This is a genomic window from Yinghuangia sp. YIM S09857 (assembly GCF_051388915.1).
Taxonomy (GTDB): domain Bacteria; phylum Actinomycetota; class Actinomycetes; order Streptomycetales; family Streptomycetaceae; genus Yinghuangia.
This window is the reverse complement of the sequence record NZ_JBPKBH010000006.1, coordinates 346115-366858: the sequence shown is the minus strand read 5'-3', so window position 1 is coordinate 366858 and position 20744 is coordinate 346115. Positions and strand designations below refer to the sequence as shown.

Annotated in this window: 24 protein-coding genes; 7 read left to right on the top strand and 17 right to left on the bottom strand. The window is 70.5% G+C overall.

What is annotated here, in order from left to right; all coding sequences use genetic code 11:
- The coding region (locus ACRX5S_RS15540; protein WP_436773496.1) for a ribokinase at positions 1 to 943 on the top strand (943 nt) is incomplete at its 5' end.
- A 178-nt stretch (positions 944 to 1121) separates the two neighbouring features.
- On the opposite strand, the gene ACRX5S_RS15535 is transcribed toward ACRX5S_RS15540, so the two are convergent.
- Entirely contained in the window at positions 1122 to 1628 is a 507-nt protein-coding gene (locus tag ACRX5S_RS15535) for a MaoC family dehydratase (RefSeq protein ID WP_436773495.1), read from the bottom strand.
- 170 nt (positions 1629 to 1798) lie between these two features.
- Here ACRX5S_RS15535 and ACRX5S_RS15530 point away from each other — a divergent pair, with 170 nt between their 5' ends.
- Together ACRX5S_RS15530 and ACRX5S_RS15525 are read left to right on the top strand one after the other, a co-directional pair.
- Complete coding sequence (locus ACRX5S_RS15530) at positions 1799 to 3016, top strand: MFS transporter (protein ID WP_436773494.1); 1218 nt, start codon at positions 1799 to 1801, stop codon at positions 3014 to 3016.
- Positions 3017 to 3125: 109 nt separating this feature from the next.
- Positions 3126 to 3557: a universal stress protein gene (locus ACRX5S_RS15525; protein ID WP_436773493.1), complete on the top strand. Its 432-nt coding sequence runs from the start codon at positions 3126 to 3128 to the stop codon at positions 3555 to 3557.
- Between the two features lie 303 nt (positions 3558 to 3860).
- Here the strand turns inward: ACRX5S_RS15525 and ACRX5S_RS15520 are convergent, their stop codons facing one another.
- On the bottom strand, positions 3861 to 4469 hold the full coding sequence (locus ACRX5S_RS15520) for a suppressor of fused domain protein (protein ID WP_436773492.1): 609 nt from the start codon (positions 4467 to 4469) through the stop codon (positions 3861 to 3863).
- A gap of 467 nt (positions 4470 to 4936) precedes the next feature.
- Here ACRX5S_RS15520 and corA point away from each other — a divergent pair, with 467 nt between their 5' ends.
- Entirely contained in the window at positions 4937 to 6025 is a 1089-nt protein-coding gene (gene corA, locus ACRX5S_RS15515; RefSeq protein WP_436773491.1) for a magnesium/cobalt transporter CorA, read from the top strand.
- Between the two features lie 39 nt (positions 6026 to 6064).
- On the opposite strand, the gene ACRX5S_RS15510 is transcribed toward corA, so the two are convergent.
- The 5 genes from ACRX5S_RS15510 to ACRX5S_RS15490 all read right to left on the bottom strand — a co-directional run bounded on the left by ACRX5S_RS15510 (position 6065) and on the right by ACRX5S_RS15490 (position 11052).
- On the bottom strand, positions 6065 to 6553 hold the full coding sequence (locus tag ACRX5S_RS15510) for a general stress protein (RefSeq protein ID WP_436773490.1): 489 nt from the start codon (positions 6551 to 6553) through the stop codon (positions 6065 to 6067).
- A 674-nt stretch (positions 6554 to 7227) separates the two neighbouring features.
- Positions 7228 to 8121: an alpha/beta fold hydrolase gene (locus ACRX5S_RS15505; RefSeq protein WP_436773489.1), complete on the bottom strand. Its 894-nt coding sequence runs from the start codon at positions 8119 to 8121 to the stop codon at positions 7228 to 7230.
- A complete protein-coding gene (locus tag ACRX5S_RS15500; protein ID WP_436773488.1) occupies positions 8025 to 8918 on the bottom strand; it encodes a DUF998 domain-containing protein in 894 nt (297 codons plus the stop codon). Before ACRX5S_RS15500 ends, ACRX5S_RS15505 begins: the two co-directional genes overlap by 97 nt.
- Before the next feature lie 147 nt (positions 8919 to 9065).
- Entirely contained in the window at positions 9066 to 10259 is a 1194-nt protein-coding gene (locus tag ACRX5S_RS15495; RefSeq protein ID WP_436773487.1) for an acyl-CoA dehydrogenase family protein, read from the bottom strand.
- A 184-nt stretch (positions 10260 to 10443) separates the two neighbouring features.
- Positions 10444 to 11052, bottom strand: coding sequence for a TetR/AcrR family transcriptional regulator (locus ACRX5S_RS15490; RefSeq protein ID WP_436773486.1), 609 nt, complete (start codon positions 11050 to 11052; stop codon positions 10444 to 10446).
- Positions 11053 to 11112: 60 nt separating this feature from the next.
- Here ACRX5S_RS15490 and ACRX5S_RS15485 point away from each other — a divergent pair, with 60 nt between their 5' ends.
- Entirely contained in the window at positions 11113 to 11958 is an 846-nt protein-coding gene (locus tag ACRX5S_RS15485) for an alpha/beta fold hydrolase (RefSeq protein ID WP_436773485.1), read from the top strand.
- A 31-nt stretch (positions 11959 to 11989) separates the two neighbouring features.
- On the opposite strand, the gene ACRX5S_RS15480 is transcribed toward ACRX5S_RS15485, so the two are convergent.
- The 8 genes from ACRX5S_RS15480 to ACRX5S_RS15445 all read right to left on the bottom strand — a co-directional run bounded on the left by ACRX5S_RS15480 (position 11990) and on the right by ACRX5S_RS15445 (position 16508).
- Positions 11990 to 12574 (bottom strand): hypothetical protein, encoded by a 585-nt coding sequence (locus ACRX5S_RS15480; protein WP_436773484.1) that lies wholly within the window; start codon positions 12572 to 12574, stop codon positions 11990 to 11992.
- A gap of 76 nt (positions 12575 to 12650) precedes the next feature.
- Positions 12651 to 12911, bottom strand: coding sequence for a Uma2 family endonuclease (locus tag ACRX5S_RS15475; protein ID WP_436773483.1), 261 nt, complete (start codon positions 12909 to 12911; stop codon positions 12651 to 12653).
- The gene (locus tag ACRX5S_RS15470) at positions 12908 to 13225 is read right to left on the bottom strand and encodes a hypothetical protein (protein WP_436773482.1); all 318 of its coding nucleotides are present in this window, start codon (positions 13223 to 13225) and stop codon (positions 12908 to 12910) included. The genes ACRX5S_RS15475 and ACRX5S_RS15470 overlap by 4 nt, the downstream gene beginning before the upstream one ends.
- A gap of 116 nt (positions 13226 to 13341) precedes the next feature.
- Positions 13342 to 13635, bottom strand: a complete 294-nt coding sequence (locus tag ACRX5S_RS15465; RefSeq protein WP_436773481.1) for a hypothetical protein — start codon at positions 13633 to 13635, stop codon at positions 13342 to 13344.
- Positions 13636 to 13676: 41 nt separating this feature from the next.
- Positions 13677 to 14126 carry a JmjC domain-containing protein gene (locus ACRX5S_RS15460; RefSeq protein ID WP_436773480.1) on the bottom strand — a complete coding sequence of 150 codons (450 nt, stop codon included), beginning with the start codon at positions 14124 to 14126 and terminating at the stop codon, positions 13677 to 13679.
- Positions 14127 to 14320: 194 nt separating this feature from the next.
- Positions 14321 to 14578: a DUF397 domain-containing protein gene (locus tag ACRX5S_RS15455; RefSeq protein WP_436773479.1), complete on the bottom strand. Its 258-nt coding sequence runs from the start codon at positions 14576 to 14578 to the stop codon at positions 14321 to 14323.
- 149 nt (positions 14579 to 14727) lie between these two features.
- Positions 14728 to 15948 (bottom strand): hypothetical protein, encoded by a 1221-nt coding sequence (locus tag ACRX5S_RS15450; protein ID WP_436773478.1) that lies wholly within the window; start codon positions 15946 to 15948, stop codon positions 14728 to 14730.
- Between the two features lie 155 nt (positions 15949 to 16103).
- Entirely contained in the window at positions 16104 to 16508 is a 405-nt protein-coding gene (locus tag ACRX5S_RS15445; RefSeq protein WP_436773644.1) for an ATP-binding protein, read from the bottom strand.
- Between the two features lie 476 nt (positions 16509 to 16984).
- On the opposite strand from ACRX5S_RS15445, the gene ACRX5S_RS15440 reads away from it, so the two are divergent.
- Both ACRX5S_RS15440 and ACRX5S_RS15435 read left to right on the top strand, forming a co-directional pair.
- Complete coding sequence (locus ACRX5S_RS15440) at positions 16985 to 17809, top strand: helix-turn-helix domain-containing protein (protein WP_436773477.1); 825 nt, start codon at positions 16985 to 16987, stop codon at positions 17807 to 17809.
- The gene (locus tag ACRX5S_RS15435; protein ID WP_436773476.1) at positions 17806 to 18009 is read left to right on the top strand and encodes a DUF397 domain-containing protein; all 204 of its coding nucleotides are present in this window, start codon (positions 17806 to 17808) and stop codon (positions 18007 to 18009) included. Before ACRX5S_RS15440 ends, ACRX5S_RS15435 begins: the two co-directional genes overlap by 4 nt.
- 17 nt (positions 18010 to 18026) lie before the next feature.
- Here ACRX5S_RS15435 and hutI read toward each other — a convergent pair whose 3' ends face one another.
- Positions 18027 to 19196 (bottom strand): imidazolonepropionase, encoded by a 1170-nt coding sequence (gene hutI / locus ACRX5S_RS15430; RefSeq protein ID WP_436773475.1) that lies wholly within the window; start codon positions 19194 to 19196, stop codon positions 18027 to 18029.
- Positions 19197 to 19338: 142 nt separating this feature from the next.
- On the bottom strand, positions 19339 to 20700 hold the full coding sequence (locus ACRX5S_RS15425) for a formimidoylglutamate deiminase (protein WP_436773474.1): 1362 nt from the start codon (positions 20698 to 20700) through the stop codon (positions 19339 to 19341).
- Positions 20701 to 20744: the final 44 nt, after the last annotated feature.

Below are 20744 nucleotides of genomic sequence, written 5' to 3'. Positions count from 1 at the left end.
CCCCCCCCCCCCCCCCCCCCCCCCCCCCCCCCGGCCCGGTGAGACGGTCCTCGGCGGCGACCTCGCGGTGCATGCCGGCGGCAAGGGCGCGAACCAGGCGGTGGCGGCGGCCCGGCTCGGGGCGAACGCGGCGTTCGCGGGGCGGGTCGGCGCGGATGCGTACGGCCCGCTGCTGCTCGGCGCGCTGCGGCGGGAAGCCGTCGACACCTCGCTGGTCGCGACGGACGAAGGGCCGACCGGCGCGGCCCTGATCACCGTGGACGGTGACGGCGAGAACGCGATCACGGTCTCCCCCGGCGCGAACGGCCGCTTCTCCCCCGCGCACGTCATCGCGCTCGAACCGGCCCTGCGCCGGGCGCGCGTCGTGTCGCTGCAACTGGAGATCCCGCACGAGACGGTGGCGGAAGTGCTGCGACGTTGCGCGGAGTCCGGCACGCGCGTCGTGCTGAATCCGTCGCCGGGCCCGTGGACCTTGGCGGCGGGCGCGCTGCGTGTGTGCGATCCGCTGGTGGTCAACGAGCACGAGGCCCGCGGCATCGTGCCGTCGACGCCTCCGGAGGGTGCGGTCGAGGAGGCTGCGGTCGTGGAGGACGCCGCCGAGGAGGGCGCGGCCGGTGATCCGGTGGGGCGTGCACGGCGGTCGGTTCTCGCGTTGCGGGCCGCGGGTGCCGAGCCCCGGTCGCTGGTCGTGACGCTGGGCGCGGCGGGCGCGGTCTGCGCCGAGAGCGGCGGCGACCTCGTGCACGTCCCCGCACCGCCGGTGCGCGCGGTCGACACGACGGGCGCGGGCGACGCCTTCACCGGTGCTCTTGCCTGGCGTCTCGCGCTCGGCGACGCGCTGGCCGAGGCGGTCGCGTACGCGGTACGCGTCGGTGCGGCGGCCGTCACCGCCGAGGGGGCGCAGCCCTCCTATCCCACGGCCGCGGACCTGCCGGTTCACTGACAGGACGGGTCCGGGCCGCCGCCGCGGGTGCGGTCGGCGGCCCGGGTCCGCGTCCGCCGGGGTCAGTCCTCGCGCAGTTCGGGGCGGCCCGGCTGCTCGCCGCCGCGCGCCTCGCCGTACGAGGTCTTCGGCACCNGCCGCGGGTGCGGTCGGCCCCCCGGGTCCGCGTCCGCCGGGGTCAGTCCTCGCGCAGTTCGGGGCGGCCCGGCTGCTCGCCGCCGCGCGCCTCGCCGTACGAGGTCTTCGGCACCATCACCTTGCGGCGGAAGATGCAGACCAGGGTGCCGTCCTGTTTGTAGCCCTTGGTCTCGACGTACACGACGCCCCGGTCGTCCTTGGACTTGGACTCCCACTTGTCGAGCACGTTGGTCTCGCCGTAGATCGTGTCGCCGTGGAAGGTCGGCGCGACGTGCCGCAGCGACTCGATCTCCAGGTTGGCGATCGCCTTGCCGGACACGTCCGGCACGGACATGCCGAGCAGCAGCGAGTAGATGTAGTTGCCCACGACGACGTTCTTGCCGAAGTCGGTCGTCTTCTCGGCGTAGTTGGCGTCCATGTGGAGCGGGTGGTGGTTCATCGTGAGCAGGCAGAACAGGTGGTCGTCGTACTCGGTGACCGTCTTGCCGGGCCAGTGCTTGTAGGTCGCACCGACCTCGAACTCCTCGTAGTAGCGGCCAAACTGCATGGTGTATGCGGTCCTCTCTCGGGGAGCCCCGTGGGGTTCTGCGGCACATCATCCCCGACCCCGGTTACCGACAGGTAGGCGGCCCCGCCGGGAATCGCGGACCCGTCTGGACTCCCCGAAATTTAGGTGTACGCTACATTTATTAGCGTGGCTAACGATGGGAGGACGACATGGCACCGGGCGAGCACACCGGCGGCACCCTGAAGCAGCCCATGGCCGTGTGGGCGACCGCGTTCGCCGCCGTCGTGGCGTTCATGGGCATCGGCCTGGTCGACCCGATCCTCCCCTCGATCGCCAAGGGCCTGGACGCCTCGCCCAGCCAGGTGTCGCTGCTGTTCACCAGCTACTTCCTGATCACCGCGGTGGCCATGCTGGTGACCGGATTCGTGTCGAGCAGAATCGGCGGGCGCCGCACGCTGCTGCTGGGCCTCGCCCTCGTCGTGGTGTTCGCGGCCCTGTCGGGGACGTCCGACTCGGTCGGCCGGCTCGTCGGCTTCCGCGCCGGCTGGGGCCTCGGCAACGCGCTCTTCGTGTCCACGTCGCTCGCCGTCATCGTGGGCGCCGCGAGCGGCGGCAGCGCGGCGGCCATCCTGCTGTACGAATCGGCGCTCGGCCTCGGCATGTCCTGCGGACCGCTGCTCGGCGCGGTGCTCGGGGACGCGTCCTGGCGCTACCCGTTCTACGGGACGGCGGCGCTGATGGCGATCGGGTTCGCGGCGATCACGGTGTTCCTCGAGGAACAGCCCCGGCCCGCACGGAAGACCGGGCTGCTCGACCCCCTGAAGGCCCTCGGGCACAAGGGGCTCGCGGCGACGGCCGGGTCGGCGTTCTTCTACAACTACGCGTTCTTCACGGTGCTGGCGTTCACGCCGTTCGTGCTCGACATGAGCCCGTACAAGTCGGGCGCGGTGTTCTTCGCGTGGGGCATCCTGCTCGCGCTGTTCTCGGTGCTCGTCGCGCCGCGGTTGCAGGGGCGCTTCGGGTCGGTGGCGGTCGCGTCCGGGAGCCTCGTCCTGTTCGCGGCCGACCTGGCCGTCATCGCGTACGGGTCGAAGGCGGTGATCGTGACGGGAGTCATCGTTTCGGGCGCGCTGATCGGCGTAAACAACACTGTGTTCACGGAATTGGCCCTGGAGGTGTCGGATGCGCCGAGGCCGGTCGCCTCGGCCGGGTACAACTTCGTGCGCTGGTTCGCCGCGGCGGCCGCACCGTACCTCGCCCCGAAGCTCCACGAGCACTTCAACGTGCACGTGCCGTTCCTGGTGGCGACGGCCACCTGCCTCGTCGCGGCGGGCGTGCTGGCCGGGGCGCGCCGGCTGCTCGCGACCGCCGCCGAGCACGCGGACCCGGTCCCCCAGGCACCACGCCCCGTGCCCGCGGCGAGCTGAGACCGGCTGAGCCGCCGCCTGAACCACCGCCGGCCGGTATGGGTGAAGACCCTGTCGACACGACCGGCCGACACCAACACGCACAGCAGAACGCACAGGAAGAGGAACCATGTACGAGCGCATCCTTGTCGCCGTCGACTCCACCCCCGAGACCTCCGACGTCCTCGCCGCCACCGCCGCGCTGGCCAAGCCGCTCGGTGCCGTGGTGCGCGTCCTGCACGTGCAGACGGTCGACGTCATCGACGGCGGCGGAGGCGTGGGCGGCGTGGTCGAGGAGGAGGACGCGGACGCCGCGAAGAAGGTCGTCACCGACGCCGTCGAGGTGCTGCGCTCGGCGGGCGTCGGGACGGTCGAGGGCTGGACCGGCGAGACCCTGCGCAGCGACGTGCCCAACGCCGTCCTCGACCAGGTCAAGGACTACGGGGCCGACATCCTCGTGCTCGGCGCGCGCCGCCACCACGGCATGGCGCGGCTGTTCCTCGGCAGCGTCAGCGACGCGGTCGTGCACCGGGCCCCGTGCCCGGTACTGCTGGTGCCGTAAGTCCCCTGCGAGACAGGCGGACTTACGGATCCTGTCGTCGGCCCGGCCCGACAGGTCGACCGACCGTGTGGACTGCACATCGGGAGACCTGTCCGGCCCGGACCGAACGGATCCCAGGGCGCGTTGTGCGTCGAGTTGTCCGTCCGGCTGGGTGTCATGTCACCCGTCGGACTATCCGTCGAATTGTCGTTCGAGGGCACCATGACGCCGACGACGCCGCATTTGGGAATGCACCGCCCTGGGGGGCACCAGCTGAGCCTGTCGTTGTCGAAACGCCTGAACTGACCCTGCCGTGCCGTGCCGTCAGCTCAGGGGGACCGCCCTGCGCCGTGGGTCGCGCAGGTCCGTCCCGTGCTTGAGCCAGAGTTCCTGCAACGCGTCGGCGCCGTGCACGCGCTTCCAGGCGGTCTCGGAGGCGGTCATCGGCAGCAGCGGCAGGAAGCGTACGGCTTCCGCGGGTTCCGGCAGCGCGAGGTCCGGGACCAGCCCGCCCGGCTCGGCCACCAGGACGGCGGTGAACGCGGCGCCGTCCCACAGCGGACCGCCGACGTCCAGCGACGCGCCCGGGGCCACCACGATCCCCTCGACCTGCGGCGACGCCGCCAGCACGGCAAGCGGGCGCAGCACCGAGTCCTGACCGCCGCGCACCGACAGCACGAGTTCCGCGCGCGGACCGCGGACCGGGTCGGCCAGCGCGGCCGCCGGATCGGTCATGGGCACGCGGGACATGCCGAGGGTCGCGTAGCGCACCACGCCGCTCTCGTCGGGACCGAAGCGCAGCACCTCCATGCGGTCGGTGCCGACGAAGGTCACCCCGGCGCGCCCGGACGGCTCGCCGAACGCCGCTGCCAGATGCGCCTCCACCGCGGGGACGGGGTCGGGCGGCTCGTGGTGCGGCGTCAAGTCGAACATCCGGTCATGGTACGGGGAACGCCGAACGTGACCGTGCGGCAACTTGCCGCCTGCTACCCTGATTTGCTGGCCCACCCCGGAACGTCGGGGCGCGGCGTCGAGTCGTACCCCCAGCGGGGACAGGCCGAGGGAGGTGGTTGTGGTGCATACCAGTCCATCGTGCAGTACCGGCGGTTCACCCGACCTCCCTCGATACGCCGCCCGCGCCCATACCGCCTGACCCGCACCGCGGTTCCCCGCCGTTCCTTCCCTCGCCCGTGAATCCGGGCGGTATCCGGAAGGCGCCGCGTACCGCGACATCCGGGCCACCGGACGGCACACCTGTCCTTCCCCCAGCCTGACCGGCTGGGCGGTGCCCTATTGCCGCCCGCACCGGGGTCGGCCGCGTTCCCGCAGCACCGCGACACGCCTGCGTGCACCGGGAACACGCCTGCCTTGACGCGCGCCCTCCTGTGAAGGAGCCCGCCATGTCGATGATCCGCGACCTGCGTGCCGCCGTACGCCCGCACGTTGCCCGCCGAACGCCGCTGCTCACCGCCCTCCCGGATCCGGTGGACGGCGACTGCGTGGTGGACTGCGCGGTGTACCGCGACGGCACCCGGCAGTCGGGCTGCGCCGGGCCGGAGGCGGCGATCCACGACGTGCACGCGCGCGGCGACGGCTTCGTGTGGATCGGCCTGCACGAGCCCACCGCGGTCCAACTCGCGGGCATCGCCGAGCGGTTCGACCTGCACCCCCTCGCCGTCGAGGACGCCGTCAAGGCCCATCAGCGGCCCAAGCTGGAGCGCTACGACGACACGCTCTTCGCGGTCTTCAAGACCGTGCGGTACGTCGAGCACGAGCACCTGACCGCGACCAGCGAGGTCGTCGAGACCGGCGAGATCATGGTGTTCCTCGGCCGCGACTTCGTGATCACGGTCCGGCACGGCCTGCACGGCGGCCTCGGCGAGCTGCGGCACCGCCTGGAGGGCAACCCCGAACTGCTGGGCGCCGGGCCGTCGTCCGTGCTGCACGCGGTGGCGGACCGGGTGGTGGACGCGTACCTCGACGTCACGCAGTCGCTCCAGGACGACATCGACGAGGTCGAGAACGAGGTCTTCGGCGGGCGCGGCAGCGGCGACGCCGGGCGCATCTACCAGCTCAAGCGCGAACTCCTGGAGCTCAGGCGCGCGGTGACGCCGCTGGCCCGGCCGCTCCAGACGCTCGCCGAGCGCCCGATGCGGCAGGTGCACCCGGACATCCGCGAGTACTTCCGCGACGTCGAGGACCACCTGGCGCGCGTGAGCGAGCAGATCGCGTCGTTCGACGAGCTGCTGACCTCGATCCTCCAGGCGAACCTGGCACAGGTGACGGTCACGCAGAACGAGGACATGCGGCGGATCTCGGCGTGGGTGGCGATCTTCGCGGTGCCGACCATGATCGCCGGGATCTACGGGATGAACTTCGACCACATGCCGGAGTTGCAGTGGAAGTACGGGTATCCGACCGTGCTCGGGGTGACTCTGACGGTGTGCCTCATGATCCACCGGGGGTTCCGGCGGAACGGGTGGTTGTGAGGGCGGGGGCGAACGGTTGAGCCCCGGGGTCTGGGCTTGCTACAGGCTCAGGCGGCCGACGATGTTGCGGGCGCGTTCGGCGTACTGCGTCTCGACGAGTACGTCGTAGCGCGCCGCGACGAGCTGGCTCGTCGACACGAAGTCGCGCTTCCCGCCCATGCTGCGGTAGCCGATCCAGCCGAACAGGGCGCCCGCGAGCGCACCCCACACGACGCCCATCAGCACGATCCAGATCCACCCGGTCGCGCGCTCCGCGAAGATGCCGAGGAACAGCCCGATCAGCAGACCGAACCACACGCCGCTCGCGGCACCGGCGAGTGCCGCCTTCTTGGCGTCGAGCCGGCCGAGCACGTTCTCGACCAGCCGCAGGTCCCCGCCGACGATCGCCGTGTGCTCGACCGGGAACTCGTTGTCGGACAGGTAGTCGACAGCACGCTGTGCGCCCGCGTAGTCCGTGTAGGACGCGATGACCTCGCCGCTGACCGGCTTGGCGCCGGCCGACGGAGGAATCCTCTCCTGTCCGAACATCGTGTCTTCTCCAAGCTCGGGGACGGTGGAACCGGGTGGGATAACCCAGTTCGCACCATTTACCCGAACATCAAAAAAGCACACCGTCCCCATCGGCGGTTCCCTCCGACCACGGCAATAACCAGCCGGGGGCGCGACACGGCCGTGAGGTGGGGTGGCGTGGTCGGGTCGGGGTCGGGGACGACGCGGGCGGCGCGGTGCGGTGGGGTGGGTGGGGAGCGGTGCGGTGGGGTCGTCGGGTCGGGGCGACACGGCCGCGCGGTGAGGCGGGGTGGGTGGGGAGCGGTGCGGTGGGGTCGTCGGGTCGGGGCGACACGGCCGCGCGGTGAGGCGGGGTGGGGCGGTCGGGCCGGGGACCACGCGGGCGGCGCGGTGCGGTGGGGTCGTCGGGTCGGAGCGGCACGGCCGCGCGGTGAGGTGAGGTGGCGTGGTCGGGTCGGGGACGACGCGGGCGGCGCGGCGTCGGCGCGGTGGGGTGGTCGGGTCGGGCGGACGCACGCCGCCGTCGCTCCGAGCGGCTATCTCATCGACCTTCGCCGCTGCTGGTCCAGCGGGGCGACGCAGGCGGCGCGGATGGTGGCACGGGTGGTTGCGAGGGCGGCGGCGCGAGAGGGCGCTCGGGTGATGCGGGCAACGGCGCAGGAGACCGCGCGGCGACTCGGGGGGTGTGGTGGTCAGTCGGGCTTGGGTTCGGTGAGGACTTCGCGTACGGCCGCCGTCACGGCGTCGGGGCGGTCCATCATCAGCAGGTGTGCCGCGTCGTCGAGGACGGTGCAGTGGCCCTGGGGGGCGAGGTCGGCGAGGGTGCGTTGGGCGCGGAGCCAGCGGGCGCGTACGGCCAGGGTCTCGCGGCCGCCCGCGCCGGCGAGGACGCGCAGCGGTACGTCCGGCAGGGGGCGGCTCTTGCGGAGGGCCACCAGTTCGGCGGCCTGGTCGCGGTAGACGGTGTTCTCGGCGAAGGCCGCCGCCAGGAAGCGGCCGGAGCCGTACGCCTTCCGGGCCCAGTGCGGATCGGCGGCGACGTCGCGGCCGCGGCGGGAAAGGGCCAGGACGGCCAGCCACCGGAGCGCGGGGCCGAGCGGGCGGCTGAGGCCGGTCAGCCGGAACGCGGCTCCCGCGGCGTGCGCGGCCTTGACGCGCAGGTCGGCGGCGGGCCGTGCGCGCGGGGACGCCTCGACGCTGGGGTCGACCAGGACCAGCCCCGCGACCTGCTCGGGGTACAGGCGCGCGAACCCCTCGGCGTGGAAGGCCGCGAAGGAGTGCGCGACCAGGACGTACGGCCCCCGCACGCCCAGCTTCGCGACCAGCGCCGCGATGCGCTCCGCCTCGCCGCGTACGGTCTGCGGCCGGGGATCCAGCGCGCTGAAGCCCAGGCCGGGCCGGTCGAACCGGACCACCTGGCACTCCCGGCCGAGTTCGGGGGCGACCAGGTCCCAGTCGCACCACGCCCCGCCGAGGCCGCTCGTGACGACTACGGTCGGCCCGTCGCCGCGTCCGTCCCGGACGACGTGCAGGACCACGCCGTCCACCTCGACGAACTCACCGGGCGGCCGTCCTTCGCCTGCCATGTCGTTCTCCCCGCTCTTGCCGGGTCCGTCGGTTCCCCCGTGCGCGCGGCGCCGTCACCACGGCCGTGACCACGGCCATCATCGCCGCCGTCCGCTCCGGTTCGGCGCAGCGACGCGGCCGCGAGGCCCAGCCAGACCGCGAGCAGCCCGACCTGGATCCGCTGCGGGACGCCCTGGCCGTCGGCGAGGAACGACGGTACGTCGTAGTGCATGTCGTGCAGGCTCAGCAGCATGGTCGCCGACGTCATGACGAGTGCGCCCCAGAAGAGCCCGCCGCCCCAACGACGGGACGGCACCGGGCGCGCCGCGCCGCCGCGCGCCGACCACCACAGCGCCGCTATGGCCGCGAGCCCAGCGGCATTGGCGATCACGCTCGTCACCAGGTGCACGTCGTGCCGCCACGACAGCCGCCCGGCCTGTTCGAGTGCGTCGCAGGGCGCGAGCGAGGGCGCGCAGTCGAGCGGGAAGACGACGTCCAGGATGGTGGCGACGCCGAAGACCACGAGTGCGGCCCATCCGGCGTACGCCCAGCGCAGACCGGGTGGCCTCCCCCGGACGAGGCGCAGCACGAGCAGCCCGGCGAGCGCCGCGCACGCGCCCGCGACGATGTCGAGCCCGCCGAAGAACCAGCGGTAGGGCTGGTCGGCCGCGAACAACTCGCTGGCGAAGCCGTCGACCGTACTGAGCCCGGTGGGCAGCGCCGCCTCCAGGACCCACGAGCTGTACGCCACCGCGGCGACCGCCAGCAGCAACGCGGCGGCGGGCGAAATCACCCGTGCCGGGCGGTTCGTGATCATCCCGTCCAGGCTCTCACGCACGGGCCGACCGGGCGACGCTCGCAGCGGTGAACAGGGGGCGCGGGGCCACCCGTTCGGTCTACGCCGGGCAAACGCCGAGGCCCGGCCATCCCTCAGGAGAGCCGGGCCTCGCACGGTCACCCGTCATCAGCGCAGCTTGTACTCCTCCAGGAGCCGCCGCCCGATGATCATCTTCTGGACCTCGGCCGTGCCCTCACCGATCAGCAGCATCGGTGCTTCCCGGTAGAGCCGCTCGATTTCGAACTCCTTCGAGAACCCGTAGCCGCCGTGGATGCGGAAGGCGTCCTCGACGACCTCCTTGCAGTACTCCGACGCCAGGTACTTGGCCATCCCGGCTTCGAGGTCGTTGCGCTCGCCCGCGTCCTTCTTGCGCGCGGCCATCACCATCATCTGGTGCGCCGCCTCGACCTTGGTGGCCATCTCGGCCAGCTTGAACTGGATCGCCTGGTGCTCGTGGAGCTGCTTGCCGAACGTCTCGCGCTGCTGCGCGTACAGCACGCCCAGTTCGAACGCGCGCTGCGCGACACCGCAGCCGCGCGAGGCGACGTTGACGCGGCCGACCTCGACGCCGTCCATCATCTGGTAGAAGCCCTTGCCGGGGACGCCGCCCAGCACGCGGTCGGCGGGCACCCGCACGCCGTCGAGCACCAGCTCGGTCGTGTCGACGCCCTTGTAGCCCATCTTGTCGATCTTGCCCGGCACGGTCAGGCCCGGGCGCGTCTCGCCGAAGCCCGGCTCCTTCTCGATCAGGAAGGTCGTCATGTTGCGGTAGACCGAGTCCGCGCCCTCGTCGGTCTTCGTCAGCACCGCGACCAGGTTGGACGTGCCGCCGTTCGTCAGCCACATCTTCTGACCGTTGATGACGTAGAACTCGCCGTCCTTGACCGCCTTCGTGCGGATCGCGGACACGTCGGAGCCGCAGTGCGGCTCGGACATCGAGAAGGCGCCGCGGATCTCGCCCTCGGCCATCTTCGGCAGGAAGTAGTCCTTCTGCTCCTGCGTGCCGTGCTGCTTGATCATGTACGCGACGATGAAGTGCGTGTTGATGATGCCCGACACGCTCATCCACCCGCGCGCGATCTCCTCGACCACGAGCGCGTAGGTCAGCAGCGACTCGCCGAGACCGCCGTACTCCTCCGGGATCATGAGGCCGAACAGCCCCATCTTCTTCATGCCCTCGACGATCTCCGTCGGGTACTCGTCCCGGTGCTCCAGCTCCGTCGCGACCGGGATGATCTGCTTGTCCACGAAGGTGCGGACGGTGGCGAGGATCTCCCGCTGGACGTCGGTCAGCCCGTCAGTCTGCGCAAGGCGGCCCACCAGGCGCCTCCTTCTCGTGTAACGCGCATGTCCGGGCCTGCTCCACGGCTGGTCCCGGCCACGCGTCTGGTCGTGAGGGTTACCGGGCAGTATGTACGACGCCCGGGCGCCCGAACAGAGGGACCCCTGTCACACGCGGCGCGAATTTGCTGACGGAATGTCAGCCTGGGCATGTTGTCGCATCTCAGGCGTCGCGCGCGACGAGCCCGCGTACCAGCGCCTCGACGATCTGGACGATGTCCGCTCGCGCGGTCGCCCGGTCGTCGCTGGCGTGCAGGTACATCGCGGCTTCGTCCGCGACCGCGAGCAGGAGATGTGCCAGCGGTCTGACCGGCAGGGCGAGCAGTTCACCGTCGGCCGCCGCCTGGGCGAGCACGGCGTCGATGAGGCCGAGGATGTGACGCTGGCAGATGGCACGCCAGCGCGCCCAGCCGAGCACGGACGGCCCGTCCATGAGCAGAATCCGCTGCACCTCGGGGCTCTCGCAGGCATCGAGCCAGGCCTCGACCGCCCGCGTCATCACGACGACGAGATCGCGGCTGTTCGTCGGCATGGCCGCGACCAGGCGCGCGGTGACGTCGGCCTCGACGGCGGCCAGGACCTCCGCGAACAGCTCGGTCTTGTCGCCGAATTGGTGGTACAGGGCGCCTCGACTGATGCCGGCCTCACGCACCAGGGTCTCGGTGCCGACGCCGGCGAACCCGTGCTCCGCGAAGAGCTTCCTACCCGCCTCGACCAGGGCGGCGCGCGTCGCCGCGGTCCGCTCCTCCTGGGTCCGCCGAATTTCTTTCATACACTCTGCCCGTAAGTTTCATACACACTGTATGTTACTTCATGAAGGAAGGAGATTCGCATGCCGACCGTCGAACTTCCCGCAGGCCCCGTCCACTACCGCGCCGCCGGTCCCGAGGACTCGGCAGAGCCTCCCGTGGTGTTCGTCCACGCGTTCCTCATGAACGGTGCGGTCTGGTCCCCCGTCGCCGACCTCCTCGCCCATCGCGGCATCCGGTCCTACGCGCCCGACTGGCCCCTCGGCGCACACCCCACGCCCATGAACTCCGACGCCGATCAGACCCCTCGGGGCATCGCCCGACACATCCTGGCGTTCCTCGACGCACTCGACCTGAACGACGTCACCCTCGTCGGCAGCGACACCGGCGGGGCGCTCGCCCAGTTCGTGCTCGACACCGACGCACGACGGGTCGGCCGCGTGGTGCTGACCAACTGCGACGCGTTCGACACGTTCCCGCCGTTCCCGTTCTCCGTCGTCTTCAGGCTGCTCAAGGGCCCGCGGAGGATGAAGCTCAACCTGCTTCCGATGCGCATCCGGCTCATGCGGCATTCACCTCTGGGATTCGGACTGCTCGCGAAGAACCTGGACGCCGACCTCACCCGGTCCTGGATCGAGCCGGCGCTCACTCAGCCGGATGTCCGCCGGGACGCCGCGCGCCTCCTCCGCGCCGTCGACCCGCAAGACCTGCTCGACGTGTCCACGCGGCTCAAGGACTACCCCGGACCGGTCCGCATCGTCTGGGGTGCCGCCGACCGCGCCTACACCCCCGCCCTCGCCCGGCGCCTCCAGCAGGCCTTCCAGAACGCCGAACTCGTCGAAGTACCCGACGCACGCACCCTCGTCCAACTCGACGCCCCGGACGTACTGGCCGAACAAATCGCCGGCTTCGCCACCGCCCTGCGGTAGCCACAACTCCTTGCGGCGGCGGCTACCCGGCCTAGGCTACGGCCGCTCGGCCGGGATCCATCTCGTTCATTCCTCGAAACCTCAGGGCGCGATACGCACTGTGCCGGTCGGCGTGCGACTCCACGAAATCAGCCTCCGTGTCAAATAGCGGAACCACGCGGAGGCAGCCGACATCGGAGAGCGGTTCGGGGAACCGGAACCCGTAGACAGATTCCCAGTCCATGAGCATGGCACTACCGAATCGCGGGAAGCCGGGAAGTGCGACATTGGTAACTATCTGGCCGTCTCGGAAGAGACGCCCAGTCTGCAACGGTGTCGCAGCCAGGTCTATCAGTGCTCGGGCCATGGCCTGGGAGGTGCTGTCGTCGAGAGACCCCTGGATCTCCATTCCGATCTCACACGGGAAATCGGAGCAAACGGCAACTGCGCCGAACCCCGCGGTCCACAGTGAGGTCACATTGTCTTCAGCCACCTTTCGGTCGATTTCGTTCGGAAGATAGATCACCACGGCAGAGACGCCGGCAGGGTCGGAGCGGGAGAACCTGCGCGTGCAAGTCGGCTCCCCGTAAAGCTCCGTGTACGCGGTGATGGCTGTACGGATGAATTCTTCGTTCATGTCCGGCCGTTCCCCCACGCTTGCTGTCCAACCGTCGTCGTACATCCTGCCCCGGACCGCTGTGCACTCCGGCAGGTCAGAGGTGCTGCTTGAACGGTTCCGTGTCCAGGTGGAACCCGAACGGCTTGGGAAGCCACAGGCGTTCGCCGACCGAGCACACGGTGGGCGGGGCGTAGCCGCCGGGCCCGGGTTCGGCGTGGAGGGTGACCCGGGCGTCCTTGCGGTCCACGACCAGGTACAGCGGCACACCGGCCTCGGCGTAGACCCACGGTTTGCCGGGGTTGGCGGCGGTGTGCGCCAGGCCCAGGTCGGCGGCACGCGTGGAGGGTGAGGTCACCTCGGCGAACAGCCACACCCCGGAGGCGCCCTGGACGTAGCCGTCGGCCTCGGGGTCGTGCTGGTCGTAGTCAAGTCAAGGACGAACAGATCGGGGATCTTCTTCAGACCCGCCACGACGAACCCGGCGTCCTGGTTGACGTCGAGGCGGTCGCCGAGTCCGGTCTCCAGCTGGCGGCGCAGCTCGCGGATGACCGCGCCATGGGCGAGGTCGGCGGGGCTCTTCGCGACGATTCCGGTCGGGGTCGTCTCGAACCTGACGTCGCCGACAAGCTCCGGGTGCTCGTCGAGCATGCGCAGAAGCCGGTCGAACATGGCCCGATTGTCATCGAGAGGGATGTCGGTCGCCACGCGTCCGAGCGTAGTGCCGGACCGCCGGTCGGGTATCGTGCAGCCCGCGCTGACTGTGTGAGGCGCGATGCGCAACCGCCTCAGTCAGTCTGCTCGCGCTGAGCACGATCGGGGGCGGGCTGCGGCTTCTTGCGGCGGCGGCCCGTACCGGCGGTCCACGGCGTGACGGTCCCGTGCACAGCCGCCGCTGAGATCCACTCCCGGATGCGGTCGGCGCTGGTGGTCCACTCCTCGGTTCGCCACTGGTCTCCGTCCCACGTTTCGAGCGCGACCGTGCCACCCGGTGCGACCTGCCGAGGAAGACGGCGTACGCGAACCGCTCCCGGATAGTCACCGGGCTGGTTCAGCAGGTCGTCCAGATCCCCGGTACGCACATCCCCTCCCCCACCGAGCCGCAGCAGCCATCGTCTGAAGGCTACCCGCGGCCTGGAAGCCGGATCAGGCGCCGGATCAGGTCGGCTTGAGACCTGGCAACCCAATCGGAGAACAGCTTGTGCACAGTGCTGCCCAAGACATCCGGATCAGCACGCGCCAAGCCGGGCGGCAAAGCGCCCCTGATGGCGGGATCTTCGGCGGCGGCGATGGCGAGATCGCGCAGCAGAGAGTGCCAGGTCTGGAGGTGCACTCCGATAGTGAGGTGAAACGAGTGATCAGTGGTGGTGTGCCCGCTGTGCACCCACCCACGAGGCAGATAAAGAACGTCCCCGGCGGCAATGGTCGCGGTGAAGTCCGGCGGACCGTCGATACGGTCGCGATCCTGTCGGGTGAATCCCCGATTGATCCACTGGTCGGTCTCCAAGGGATCTCTGATGACCGGTGTCCACGCCGCCCATTGTTTGGCGCCTTGCACTTGCGCGAGGAACACGTGGTGTCCTGCGGCTTGTCAGGCCAGACCTGTACGAATGCCTCCGGATCGTCCGTGAGCATGGCCAGGTGAGGGAAGGACATGTACGCCTCCGCGTCGTCGCGAGCAAGCCTCGCCCCTACCAGGACTCAGGAGGGGCAGGGTGGTTGTCCGCGCTCGCGCCGGCGGCGCGAGCGCGGACACATCGGGTGTGATCAGGCGGTCAGCCCGTCGAACGCACCGGCGGCGACCCCCTGAATGAACGCGCGGACCTCGCCGGCGTCGTACGTCAACGGCTTTCGGTCCGGCTCACGCGTGCTGGCGATCGCGATGCCACCGTTGGGCAAGGGACTGAACGCCACGCAGTCGTCCACGTGTTGCGGGTTCGAGAACGGCGACTTGTACCACTCCGCATCGGGGGTGTGCTCGTTCCTGTATCCCTCGACACGGACGGCTCGGATCTTGTCGACCATGGGTGCCTCCTTGGTCTGTCGTGCGGTCCCGGACGCTCCGGCCGCTCGTTCCCACCTTCCGCCGGGCGAGCGGGCAATCGTCAGGGGTCTGTTCCCGACGTTTCGGCAAGCCCGGGGCAACAGTCCAGTCGGCTGGGGCAATAAACGGGTCACGAGTGCGGCCCGGCAGTCGACGCCGCGTCTGAGTCGGCCGACGACGCGGTTAAGGCGTCGAATACGGAAAGCAGTTCCCGGGCTCCGGGGGCGGACGCATCGAGCGGAAGGGCGGCGAGCCCCACGAGTCGGCAGCGAGTGTCGGCTCTGACGCACGCTGGAGAAAGCTCCGCTACATAGCCGAGTTGCCGGGCAGCAGCCAGAGGTTCGCCGAAGCGGACCAACGCGGCGGCCAACACAACGTGTGCGGCCGCGAGATCGCGAACAGACTGTAGGGCGGCAGGCGTAGCGGCGTGCGCGGTGACGGCACGCCGAGCCGCCTCAATGGCGGCCTGCGCGTGGCGTTCGCCGCCGAGATCCAGCAACGCGCCGGCCATGTAGCCCTCCTGCTCGGCGATGGAGAACGCGAACACGCCTACCTCGAAAGGCTCGTCCATGCACCGTTGCCGGGCGCTGTGTGCGGCGGCGAGCGCCGCCAGGGTCCCGGGCGTGTCGCCGATGCGCGCCCGTGCACAGGCCTCCATCACGAAGAGGCGAACAGCGGTCACCGTGCCTGCGCGTTCGCCACCCAGGAATTCGTGTCCTGACAACGCGAGCGCGACGGCGTCGCGCTCACGTCGTTCGGCGTATGCAACTGCGGACTGCGCGGCACGAATCCATGCAAGCAGCAGGGGATCTCCGCCGAGTCGGGCGCATAATTCCGCAGTCCGAACAAGGTCCGCCGCAGCTCGCTGTCGACCGGCGTCGAGCGCGATGATGCCGGCCAAGCCACAGAGACGGGCTGCTGCCAGGTGCAGGCGCAAGGCCTGGCGGGGATACTGCCGCCCCTCGATGAGCCGGAACGCTGTGCGGCGTCCGGCACGGAGTTCATCCACGAGTTCGGCAGAGGGCCTCGTCCGGTACGCGTCGGCCAGACGGGCGGTGTCCGCGTCGAGTTGATCGAGCACCAAGGGGTGGACATTGGTTGCGGCGGCGGCTTGGGCGAACTGAACTGCCTCGACCGCGTCGTCGTCGATGTCGATTTCGATGTCGACTTCGGCGGACACGTGTGGCTGACGGCGTCGATTGCCCGGCCCGGGTACGACGGTACGTGGCGGCGCAAGTAGTTCGGCGATCGTCCATGGCGGGAACAGTCGCTCCAAGACGAGGGCCGCGGTCGTCCGCGGGTGGCTCTTGACGTTGCCGCTGCGCCAGTTCTTGTACTGGCGTTCGCTCACGGCGGCGTCTGCGCCGAGCAAATCCCTCGCAGCCCGCACGTACTCGGCAGCGAACCGGCTGTACCTCCAGCCCAGGCGGTCCAACTCGGCCGCCAGTCGCGTCGGCGCACCTTTTGACACCACTGCGCGTCAACTCCTCGTCCGGCGGCTGAGGCTCAGCCACCGTCAGCGGGGAGTGGTAAGCGAGGCGCGCCCCTCCTCGGCAAGTGGACCCGAACCTGAGCCCAAGCCCTGGTTCCGCGGTCACGAGTGTGTGCGACGCCGCAGGCTGCCGCGTACCCCTCGACCACCCGCCACCCGCGGCCGCGCTCACACAGGCCGTCGGGAGCCGGTACGACGAAGGCCTCCGGCCACCGACCGCGGTCGGTCACCTCGATGTGCACGACGGTCCCGTGCAATGCCGCGGCCACAACCATGAGAACGGTGAAATCCGGGCTGCCGCTGTGCTCATGGGCGTTGGACGCAAGTTCCGTGGTGATGACCCGAGCGTCGTCCGCCACGTTCGCGTCCACGTCCCATCGTGCGCAGTGCAGGGCGACGAATCGGCGGGCCTGGCTCACTGATTGCGGCTGCGTCGCGTCGAAGGTGGCGGACACCGGAAGGTACCCGTGCAGCGGGGTGGGGGCGCTTGCAGATGTTGGCGGCGGAATCAGGTGGGCGCGATGCAATGGCACATGGGCCTCCGATCGTGGCAAACGGGTATCCACGGTCACCTCCCGGGTGGCGGGTCTGTCCAAGCCGCAGCAGCACACGAACGTCCGTCGGATACAACGGAGTTCATACTCCGTGATTTTCCGGATACGGAAAGTAGTGACAACACGTGGAGTATGACAGATGACCTTCCTTCATGAAACTCTCTTGAAGGAACTCTCTCCAAGAGTCGTCGAGCTCGTACGGGGGAGTTGCCGACAGGCTCCGTGATCCGGGATGGTGCGCACGGCGGCTGATCGCCTGCGCAGGCGGAGACCGTGACAGCAACGACCAGGACAACCAGGGGACAGAGGCGGAGATGACGGCGACGCAAGGACCCCGACGCATGCAGATCGCCAAGCAACTGGAGGCCCTGCGCGGTGACCTGACCCAACAGCAGGTGGCTGACCGCGCAGACGTCAGCAAGGCGACCGTCAGTCGCTACGAAGACTGGACGAACACGCAGAAGATCGTCCCGCGCACCGTGCGCGTGTTATGCGATGCCCTCGGCGCGCCCTCCGAAGTGCGGGACGCCCTGGTCGCGCTCGCCAAGGAACTGGACGAACCAGGTTGGTGGGTAGGCAAAGTGCCACCGTGGATGACGCCGTTCGTCAGTCTGGAGACCGAGGCGAGCACGGAACGTGTGTTCTCCTCCGCGTACATCCCCGGCCTTCTGCAAACCCGCGCCTACGCCGAGGCGACGCACCTTGCGCTCGAACCCCGCGCGACGCGGGAGACCGTCCGGGCGTCGGTCGACGCCCGCATGGAGAGGCAGAAGGTCCTCACCCGCGATCCCCAACCAAACGCGGGACCCCTGCGGCTTTGGGTCATCCTCGAAGAGGGTCTGTTGCACCGTCAGGTGGGTGGGCCGTCCGTCATGGCCGAGCAAATCAGCCACCTGATCGAACAGGCCGAGCGGCCGAACGTCGATATCCAGATGCTGCCGTACGCGCAGGGAGCACACGCTGCGGTCTCAAGCTTTGTGCTGTTCGGCGACGGACACGGGGCCGCCTCCGCGGTGTACGTGGAACTGCTCAAGGGTGGGCTGTACTTCCACAAGGATCCCGAACTGGGAGACTACATAGAGTCTTTCGAGCGCCTGTGCTCGCAGGCGGCCTCGCTGCCCGACTCGCTCAAGATCCTGGCCAAGGCCCGCAAGGAGTTCGCGTGACGCCACTCGCCCCCGAACAGATCGCCGCTGCACACTGGATCAAGTCCACCCACAGCAGTGGGGGTGGCAACGAGTGTGTGGAGGCAGCCCATTTCAGCGCGGCCGTTGTGGGCGTCCGCGACTCGAAGGACGCCGCGAGTCCGGTGATCCTGGTCTCCGGTGTGGCGTGGGTGGCGCTGACGGCGGGGTTGACTGTGTAGGACGCGGTACGCATTTGCTAGGCGATCAGGGCTCCTTGGTGCCAGACGGTGTGGGCCAGGGGGACGCCGGGGCGGTAGGCGAGGTGTACGTGGGAAGGCGCGTCCAGTTCGATGAGGTCGGCTCGGGCGCCGGGGGTGATGCGGCCTACGTCGGTGCGGCGGAGGGCTGCGGCGCCGCCGGCGGTGGCGGACCAGACTGCTTCGTCGGGGGTCATGCCCATCTCGCGTACGGCGACGGCGATGCAGAACGGGACGGACGTGGTGAAGCTCGATCCCGGGTTGCAGTCCGTGGAGAGGGCGACGGTCGCGCCCGCGTCGAGGAGGCGGCGGGCGTCGGGGTAGGCAGCTCGGGTGGAGAACTCGGCGCCGGGGAGCAGGGTCGCCACGGTCGAAGATCCGGCGAGGGCGGCGACGTCGGCGTCGGTGAGGTGGGTGCAGTGGTCGGCCGAGGCCGCGCCGAGTTCGACGGCCAGTTGTACGCCGGGGCCGGGGCCAAGTTGGTTGGCGTGCACACGCGGGACCAGCCCCGTGGCCATCCCGGCCGTCAGAATCGCGCGGGCCTGGTCGCCGTCGAACGCGCCGCGCTCGCAGAAGACGTCGACCCAGCGGGCGTGCGGCGCGCAGGCGTCGAGCATGGGGCCGGTGACGAGGTCGACGTACGCGGCGGGGTCGTCGGCGTACTCGGGAGCGACGATGTGCGCGCCGAGGAAGGTCACTTCGTCGGTGACCCGGCGGGCCAGGCGCAGCGCCCGGGCCTCGTCCTCGACGGTCAGGCCGTAGCCGGACTTGCACTCGATGACGGTCGTGCCCTGGCGGGCGGCCTCGGCGACGAGGCGTTCGAGGTTGGCGGCGAGGGCTTCGTCGGATGCGGCGCGGGTCGCGGCGACGGTGGTACGGATGCCTCCGGCCGCGTACGCCTGCCCGGCCATGCGCGCGGCGAACTCCTCGGTCCGGTCGCCCGCGAAGACGAGGTGTGTGTGGGAGTCGACAAAGCCCGGGATGACGGCGCGGCCCGACGCGTCGTGCCGCGTGTCGGCGGGGGGCGCAGCGGCGGACGGCCCGACCCAGGCGACGTGTTCGCCGTCGAGGACGACGGCGGCGTCGCGGACCACGCCGAGCGGCCCGTCCCCGAGCGACGGGTCGTTGGTGACGAGGGACGCGATGTTGTCGATGAGGATGGACGCCACGGGCGCTGACTCCGGGAGGTAGTGGGTGGAGAGGTCGGCGACTCGGATCGGGGGCGGTCGAGCGGGCGGTGGTTTTGCGGACGTGCACTTTTCGGGCGCGGGCCGCACGGGGACGTGTTTGGACCTCGGCGCGCCTGTCGGACTACTCGACCAGCGCTCTGATCGCCCGGTTCAGATTGCCGGGGACGTCCTCGATCGTCCGGTGCACGCCGTCGGCGACGACCGTCCGGCCGCCGACCATGACGTGGGTGACGTCCGCGGCGGAGGCGGCGAAGACGGCTGACTCGGAGGCCAGGCGCGGGAGGGTGCCGGCGAGGCGTACCGAGTCCAGGCCGATTGTCACCAGGTCGGCCCGCATGCCGGGTTCGACGCGGCCGATGTCGTCCCAGCCGAGGGCGGCCTGTCCCATGACCGTGCCGTGCGCGAGGAGGCGCGCGGTGGTGAAGTGGCCGCGGCTGCCGGTGCGCAGGCGCTCGTCCAGCTCCACCGCGCGGGCCTCCTCGAACATGTCGATGACGGCCTGGCTGTCGGTGCCGAGCGACAGCGGTACGCCTGCCCGCGACAGTTCCCCGGCCGGTCCGATGCCGTCCGCGAGGTCGCGTTCGGTGGTCGGGCACAGGCACACGCCCGCGCCCGAGGTGCCGAGCACGGCGATGTCGCGGTCGGTGAGGTGGGTCGCGTGGACGGCGGTGAAGCGGCCGCCGAGGGTGCCCGCGTCCTCGAAGACCCCGATGGGGGTCTTGCCGTACGCGTCCAGCGACGCGTGGTTCTCCGCGGGCTGCTCCGAGACGTGCGCGTGCAGCGGCGCCTCGCGGGCGGCGGCCCACGCGGCGACGACGGGGATCTGGTCGGCCGGGACGGCGCGTACGGAGTGCACCGCCGCGCCGACGCGCGCGTGGTCGTCGCCCTTGAGCGCGCCGGCCAACGCGTCGACGCGCGCGGCCCAGCGGTCGGCGTCGCCGTCGCCGAAGCGGAGTTGGGTGCCCGCCAAGTTCTCGCCGATGCCGCCGGCGAGGTAGCAGGTGTCGAGCAGCGTGATGCGGATCCCGGCCTGGCGGGCGGCCTCGACGAGGGCGTTGCCCATCGCGTTGGGATCGTCGTACGGCCTGCCGCCCGGCGCGTGGTGCAGGTAGTGGAACTCGCCCACCGAGGTGATCCCGGCGAGGGCCATCTCGGCGTACACGGCGCGGGCGAGCGCCAGGTAGCTGTCCGGATCCAGCTTCGCCGCGGCGGAGTACATCATCTCGCGCCAGGTCCAGAAGGTCCCGGAACCGGCCTGCGTGCGGCCGCGCAGGACGCGGTGGAACGCGTGCGAGTGGGCGTTGGCGAAGCCGGGGAGGGTCAGCCCGCGGCGTACGGCGGCGCCGGGCGGCGGGGTGCGGGTGTCGGGGCGTACGGCGGTGACGCGGCCGTCGTGCACCTCGATGACGGCGTCGCGTTCGATTCCGGTGCGGGTGTGCAGGATCTCGCACCACAGGAGTCGGGTGGGGGGCAGAGCGGTCACGCGGTCGGTCCCTTGTCGATCGGGTGCGCGGTCTTTCGGCGGGC

Excerpts from the sequence above, each read along its gene's own strand:
- ACRX5S_RS15535 (WP_436773495.1), bottom strand. The coding sequence starts at position 1,628 with ATGCAGTTTGGCCGCTACTACGAGGAGTTCGAGGTCGGTGCGACCTAC.
- ACRX5S_RS15530 (WP_436773494.1), top strand. The coding sequence starts at position 1,799 with ATGGCACCGGGCGAGCACACCGGCGGCACCCTGAAGCAGCCCATGGCC.
- ACRX5S_RS15525 (WP_436773493.1), top strand. The coding sequence starts at position 3,126 with ATGTACGAGCGCATCCTTGTCGCCGTCGACTCCACCCCCGAGACCTCC.
- ACRX5S_RS15520 (WP_436773492.1), bottom strand. The coding sequence starts at position 4,469 with ATGTTCGACTTGACGCCGCACCACGAGCCGCCCGACCCCGTCCCCGCG.
- corA (WP_436773491.1), top strand. The coding sequence starts at position 4,937 with ATGTCGATGATCCGCGACCTGCGTGCCGCCGTACGCCCGCACGTTGCC.
- ACRX5S_RS15510 (WP_436773490.1), bottom strand. The coding sequence starts at position 6,553 with ATGTTCGGACAGGAGAGGATTCCTCCGTCGGCCGGCGCCAAGCCGGTC.
- ACRX5S_RS15505 (WP_436773489.1), bottom strand. The coding sequence starts at position 8,121 with ATGGCAGGCGAAGGACGGCCGCCCGGTGAGTTCGTCGAGGTGGACGGC.
- ACRX5S_RS15500 (WP_436773488.1), bottom strand. The coding sequence starts at position 8,918 with ATGATCACGAACCGCCCGGCACGGGTGATTTCGCCCGCCGCCGCGTTG.
- ACRX5S_RS15490 (WP_436773486.1), bottom strand. The coding sequence starts at position 11,052 with ATGAAAGAAATTCGGCGGACCCAGGAGGAGCGGACCGCGGCGACGCGC.
- ACRX5S_RS15485 (WP_436773485.1), top strand. The coding sequence starts at position 11,113 with ATGCCGACCGTCGAACTTCCCGCAGGCCCCGTCCACTACCGCGCCGCC.
- ACRX5S_RS15480 (WP_436773484.1), bottom strand. The coding sequence starts at position 12,574 with ATGAACGAAGAATTCATCCGTACAGCCATCACCGCGTACACGGAGCTT.
- ACRX5S_RS15470 (WP_436773482.1), bottom strand. The coding sequence starts at position 13,225 with ATGTTCGACCGGCTTCTGCGCATGCTCGACGAGCACCCGGAGCTTGTC.
- ACRX5S_RS15455 (WP_436773479.1), bottom strand. The coding sequence starts at position 14,578 with ATGGTCGACAAGATCCGAGCCGTCCGTGTCGAGGGATACAGGAACGAG.
- ACRX5S_RS15440 (WP_436773477.1), top strand. The coding sequence starts at position 16,985 with ATGCAGATCGCCAAGCAACTGGAGGCCCTGCGCGGTGACCTGACCCAA.